Origin of the sequence: Veillonella sp. CAG:933 (assembly GCF_000431435.1) — a bacterium.
Lineage (GTDB): Bacteria > Bacillota > Negativicutes > Veillonellales > Veillonellaceae > Veillonella_A.
In genome coordinates, this window is sequence record NZ_HF986239.1 from 1 (window position 1) to 6,251 (window position 6,251).

The 6,251-nt window shown below is 39.4% G+C and carries 6 protein-coding genes; 3 read left to right on the forward strand and 3 right to left on the reverse strand.

Features of this window, described 5'->3' with window-relative positions; genetic code table 11:
- The first annotated feature begins 383 nt into the window (after positions 1 to 383).
- Complete coding sequence (locus tag QZL64_RS14600; protein WP_365966139.1) at positions 384 to 581, forward strand: restriction endonuclease subunit S; 198 nt, start codon at positions 384 to 386, stop codon at positions 579 to 581.
- Here the strand turns inward: QZL64_RS14600 and QZL64_RS12670 are convergent.
- Positions 535 to 1,758 (reverse strand): restriction endonuclease subunit S, encoded by a 1,224-nt coding sequence (locus QZL64_RS12670; RefSeq protein ID WP_226981839.1) that lies wholly within the window; start codon positions 1,756 to 1,758, stop codon positions 535 to 537. The two genes, QZL64_RS14600 and QZL64_RS12670, sit on opposite strands and share 47 nt — an antisense overlap.
- 184 nt (positions 1,759 to 1,942) lie before the next feature.
- Here QZL64_RS12670 and QZL64_RS12675 point away from each other — a divergent pair, with 184 nt between their 5' ends.
- A complete protein-coding gene (locus QZL64_RS12675; RefSeq protein WP_021842327.1) occupies positions 1,943 to 2,371 on the forward strand; it encodes an FKBP-type peptidyl-prolyl cis-trans isomerase in 429 nt (142 codons plus the stop codon).
- A gap of 557 nt (positions 2,372 to 2,928) precedes the next feature.
- Positions 2,929 to 4,344 (forward strand): aspartate ammonia-lyase, encoded by a 1,416-nt coding sequence (locus QZL64_RS12680; RefSeq protein ID WP_021842328.1) that lies wholly within the window; start codon positions 2,929 to 2,931, stop codon positions 4,342 to 4,344.
- Positions 4,345 to 4,541: 197 nt separating this feature from the next.
- Here the strand turns inward: QZL64_RS12680 and QZL64_RS12685 are convergent, their stop codons facing one another.
- Together QZL64_RS12685 and thiH are read right to left on the reverse strand one after the other, a co-directional pair.
- A complete protein-coding gene (locus QZL64_RS12685; protein WP_021842329.1) occupies positions 4,542 to 5,297 on the reverse strand; it encodes a thiamine phosphate synthase in 756 nt (251 codons plus the stop codon).
- On the reverse strand, positions 5,278 to 6,251 hold a 974-nt coding region (gene thiH / locus QZL64_RS12690; protein ID WP_296309656.1), incomplete at its 5' end, for a 2-iminoacetate synthase ThiH. The genes thiH and QZL64_RS12685, both read right to left, overlap by 20 nt.

Below are 6,251 nucleotides of genomic sequence, written 5' to 3' on the forward strand. Positions count from 1 at the left end.
AACCACCCGTTCTACGGGTGGTTATGATTTAATATCTCGCTTTACTATTAAGTAATTATAGTATTTTCTCCTATTATCAAAACTTATCACCAAGTTGGTTGCTAATGCCTTTAATTAATATTGCACTAATTGTAATGGGACAATCACAAAAAATGAGGATATATTTTCAATGCCAATAAATAATGGCATTGAGTTTCATCAAGGAAAGTTTCATTTTGGCAGAGATTATTTCATGAATTCTGGCCGTTGGACATCAAAACTTTCAAAGAAGATTATTTACCCCAGTTTAGTTATGTCAGTTCGTGCTCCAGTTAGGGATGTAAATATTATTATATGATAGACCTATTGTAATTAGCAGAAGTTTAGCTGCTATAAAACCGTATATAGGATTACTAGAATATCTCTATTTTTTATCTAGATTAAAGAATTTTTTGAATGCCAATGCTAGTGGAACTATATTTAAATCAATTACTACCGGAGAAATTCGAAAAATTTTGGTTCCTGTACCTCCAGTATTAGAACAAAAGAGAATTGTTAAACACTTAATTCGATGCTTTCGATATATTGATATATTAAAGTGAGTAAACCTACAATTCTATATTGTTCATTTAATGGCGGACATAGTATTGTTAAGTTCAAAATATCTGTTCTAGATATTCCGGGAATCATACTTCTTGCTAAAAATTGTAAATATGGCACTTTCCATTCTAAAAAATATTTTACAAATGATGATGACATTAAAAGTGAATCAATTGCCATTATTTGTCTTGCAATATGTGCTTTTTCATAGGGGGATTGGGCGATTTTTCCTATTGTTCCTTTTACAGAAAGAAGAATATTACCTTTGTAAGCAAGCGTTTCTGGTTCACAAGTATAACGATTCGTATTTATAGTATCTTTCGAAAAGTTATTAGCACCTGTAATATAGGGGACTCCAGTTTTGCAATCATCATAGTATTTGTCAGAAGGTAAATCTCTTCCAGAAGTTAATACAATTACTGTTTTTAGTTGTGTTTGAGTCCAACCGATAGGTTGGTTCTGATAATAGGCGTTATCCTCATCTAAAGTGGGTTGAATTTCTTCTAAATCTTTCTTTTTTATTTTCCCTTCCTTAAAGAGTTTTTGTTTTTCGGCTCTAATTTTATCTAATAATATTGAAGCTGGTTCATCGTTAATATTTTGTGGAATTAATTTCCCTTGCATAGATATATCTAAAATTTTTTGTTTCAAATTAGTACTAATCAAGTTTAATTCATTTTGATTTTGTTTAATCGCACAAACTAAGACAAGAGATTTATTAATTTGCTTTATTATACGCGTCTGTTCATTTAATGGTGGAACTGCGATTAGATGTTTTTTTATACCTTTCACAGTGATAGATTTAAACGTACTTCCAGATGCATTTTGTTCAAGACCTTCTTTTTCTAAAGATAAGTAATAAAATAAGTACTTTATATTAATTTGAGGGATAAGCCCTGCTATCCCGCGACCAATTACAATTGGCCTATTAATTATATTAACGTCACCAACAGGTGCTCTTACCGACATTAATACTGCATCAGTTTCTATTAATTGTGTAATTTCCGTTGTCCATTTTTTTGATTCATTTACATAAACTTCAGAAAAATGACTTTTCCCCTGATGGAATTCAACGCAATTTAAAATAGGTTTATTATAAATATTATTACCTGATGGTGATGAACCCATAACAATATTTGTGACTTGATTAAGATTTGCCCATGCCCATCCTTCAGGCAATTCATAGGGGACTTCTATCTCTTTAATAGTCTCATCAGCAAACTTCTCATAATGTAAATTATATTACCCATTAAGAATTGGAATTAGCGATTATTTAGATAGTTTTACTTTATGACTTACTTAGTGTACAATGAAAAGGATTTGAATATTTTTCAGAAATTCTCTAAACAGAATGGAGCTAAACATGAGCAACGAAAACAAAAAAGTACAAGTACATTACACCGGCACGTTTAATGACGGCACGAAGTTTGATTCTTCTTACGATCGTGGTGAACCATTAGAATTCATTTGTGGTGCCGGCATGATGATTAAAGGTTTTGACGAAGCCGTTAAAGACATGGCTGTAGGCGAAGTAAAAGATATTCACTTGATGCCTGCTGATGCTTACGGCGAAGCAAATCCTGCTTATATTTTAACAATTGAAATTGCTGAATTACCGGGTTCTGAAAAACTCGAAGTAGGCAATCGTGTTCAGTTAACTAATACTGCAGGTCAACCGGTACCGGCTAAAGTAATCGACAAAACTGAAACAATGATTACTTTCGACGCTAACCATGAAATGGCCGGCAAAGAACTTAACTTCAAAATTGAATTGGTGTCTGTAGAAGACTAATATATCGGACATTTACTCAAACCATAATTGAGCTGTAGCGAAAACAGTGCATCTGTATTTCGCTGCGGCTCTTTTTATTTGTAGGAAGAGGCTGACGAGCCTTTATATTCTATAGTCTTAGCCAAATGCATATTACCGTACTAAAAAGCGTCAAAACTCGTCAGAGCTATGCGTCAAACTCATTGTTGTTATACCGTTGTAGCTAGTGGCTTTGTTAACTGTTCTATAGAAAAAGACATGACCTATGCCAGCTATATCCTTATTTGATATAGCTTTATGGCCCTTTTAGCCTTTGTTGTACATTGTATACATGTTATAATGAACGTGTCCGGTAGATATTGGATGGAGCGAACTTAGCCCATACCGGACATTTCCTATATGCAGCTTGAATAATGAAGTTTTAAGACAAAGGATAATACAGTCTTAAAGTTGTACAGAAGGAATCCAATGAGCGAACAAAAACTAACAGTAACATAACAATAATATAACAATGATTTTAACCGGTTTGCGATAATCGGTTCAACATAGTAGGTACTAGAAGAAATGAGGTAAAACGTATGCGTAAGGAACATGATTTTTTAGGCGAATTAGAAGTTGCTGACGAATTGTATTATGGTGTGCAAACTCTTCGCGCAATGGAAAATTTTACAATTACAGGGAAACATCTTGACCGTGATTTCATTAAATCCATGGCTATGGTTAAAAAAGCCAGTGCTTTGGCTAACATGAAGACAGGTCGTATGGATCCGACTATCGGTAATGCCATCGTGCAGGCTGCCGATGAAATCATTGCCGGCCAATGGGTAGAACAATTCCCAATCGATCCGATTCAAGGTGGTGCCGGTACATCCTTCAACATGAACATGAACGAAGTGTTGGCGAACCGTGGTCTTGAAATCTTAGGTCATGCCAAAGGCAGTTATGACATTATTTCTCCAAACAACCACTGCAACATGGCTCAGTCCACGAACGATACATTCCCGACAGCTATTAAAGTGTGTGCTATTTTAAAAAGCAAACCGTTAATTGAAGCATTGCAGCGCTTAGTTGACGAATTGGAAAAGAAAGCGGAAGAATACAAAGAAGTTTTGAAAATGGGCCGTACTCATTTACAAGACGCTGTGCCGATTACCCTTGGTCAGGAAATGGGCTCTTACGCTTCCGGTATTCGCCGTGGCATTAAACGTATTCAGTCTTCCATTGAAGGTGCTCATGTTGTGAACATGGGGGCGACTGCTGTAGGTACGGGTCTTAACGCCGAACCTTCTTACATCGAAGACGTAGCTCATGAATTATCTGAAGTGGTTGGTGAAAAATTTGTTACCGCTGATAACTTGATCGATGCTACGAACAACACCGATATTTTTGCCGACATTTCCAGTGGCATGAAAGTAACGGCTCTCGTGTTGATTAAAATGGCGAACGATTTCCGCTTGATGGCATCCGGCCCTCGTTGCGGTATTGGCGAATTGAAATTACCACCTCGTCAACCGGGTTCTTCCATTATGCCGGGCAAAGTTAACCCTGTAATTGCGGAAGTATTGAACCAGGTCTGCTACCAGGTAGTAGCTAACGACTTAGCCGTAACCTTGGGCGTTGAAAACGGCCAGTTCGAATTGAACGTTATGGAACCGGTTATTGCGTACAACTTGTTCAATGCTATGTGCTATTTGAAAAACGGCGTAAATACTTTCGTTGATAAATTATTAATCGACCTCGAAGTTGACCGCGAACGTTGCGAATACTGGTTGAACCGCAGTGTGGGCATCGTAACCGCTTTGTTACCGCATGTTGGTTATGAAAACGCATCCGCTTTGGCTAAAGAAGCGTACACAACGGGCCGCGCTATTAAAGAAATCATTTTGGAAAAAGGTTTGTTGACCGAAGCCGAAATGAACCATATCTTATCGCCGGCTGAAATGACAAAACCTGGTATTGCCGGTGCTGACATTTTAAAAGTAAAAGGCAACTAATAATACAAAGTATTAGATACTGAATGCCGAATACAAAGTATTAGATATTGAGTACTGGATTTTAAATCCTAGATGCGGAATATCAAATACTACATATTCAATACAATAAAAATATAGCCAATGACCCTTATAAAAAGGCGCCTGAATCTATCTCTGCTTAGATTCAAGCGCCTTTTGTAGTTAATAGAAAACTAAGTTTATTCAATGCCGCTTAACAGTTGCCGCCATTTTTTCGTGTAACCGTAAATATCTTCCTGTTCCATGGTTTCCGTCATTACATAGATGCCCGCAAATCCTTTTGGAAGTTGGCTGAACGTGTTAAAGTTTATGCCGCCGATAGCGTGAAGGGGGATATGGTGGGCTTTCGCGAACTCAAGCACGTCCTGGCATTCGGCGCTATTTCGCGGTGCCAGTCCCGGTTTGCAGCGAGAAGGGAATAAGTGCCCTAAGACTAACCATTTGGCACCCTGAGATTCTCCTTTTTGGGCTTCACCTAAAGAATGAACTGAAACCCCAAATTTAAACGGGGCAGGCATAAGAACTTTATATCCTAAAACAGACTCTGCCTGGGCTTGAGCCGTTATATCGAGACATTCGGGCACTGAAAGTTGAGCCGGCAAATTATATTTTATGGCTAAGTCGATATGGTGGCTGATGATGAGCTCCGTGCCGACCGTTTTAGCTATGGGAAGAAGTTCTGTGAGTAGGTCCTCATACTCTTTGATGGATAATTCCTTAGCTCGAAGCAATACTGCATCGGGACCGGACTTAATTAGAGCTCGTAAATAGTCGGTCGGTGACAAGGGTGAATTTATTTTTCCTAAAAACTCATAGAGTGCGGGTAAATGAGTGACATAGGTTAGTTTCATAGAACCTTGTGTGGTTGCGTCCCCTTGCGCAGTTGAGGGAGCTTTTAAGTTGAAAACTTCGTTTTTAGACACGGATGTGGTCATGGTACACTACCTGGAGGCCCAGTTTTTGAATATCATCATGCATTTCGGCAACGCTGCGGGTATCGCTAATGTCAAATTGGTCGCTACTGCGATGTTTATTACTGGCACTGTGGCCGCCCACATCCACTTGAACGCCGGCCGATACTTTGGTGGCACAAATATTCATGACTGCATTGCGGAATTCTTTGCTTTCGCGGCTGGATACGGTAATTTGTGCTTGCGGAACAAACAAACGATAGGCACACATGATTTGTAAGAAGTCACGGTCGCTCACTAAATGGTTGAAGTGTCCCAGTTCACCGTTAACCGGACGCAAGCGTGGTACGGAAAAACTGAGTTCGGCGGCCGGGAAGGCTTGTTGCGTAGACCAGACGTGAAGCCCGGTGGCTAAGGCATCGTAGCGGAAATTGCTAAGACCTAATAAAGCGGCAAAGCCGGCGCCTCTAAAGCCGCTGTTCAAAGCCCGTTCTTGGGCATAAAAGCGATACGGGAAGGAGCGTTTATTGCCGTAAGGGTGGTAGTATTCATACGCTTTAAGGTCGTAAGACTCTTGGAATACAGTGATGAAGTCCGCGCCTGCTTGATGGAGAATTTCGTAGTCCGCTTGATTGGCCGGATAGATTTCTATGCCGATGTTGGCAAAATATGGTTTGGCCAGTTCGAGGGCGGCTGCAATATATTCGATGGAAGAGCGTGATTCCGATTCCCCGGTTAAAAATAAAATTTCTTGTAAGCCTGTTTGGGCAATACTTTCCAACTCGCGTTTGACATCATCCATAGAAAGTTGGGCCCGTTTAATCGTTTGTTTGCTGTTAAAACCACAGTAACGACAACCGTTATGGCAGTAGTTGGCGATATAGAGGGGCGTGAATAGTTGCACGTTATTGCCGAAGCGAGCCCGCGTTAAGGTTTTGGCTTTTTGCGCCATCGCCTCTAAATAGGGAGCGGCAGCCG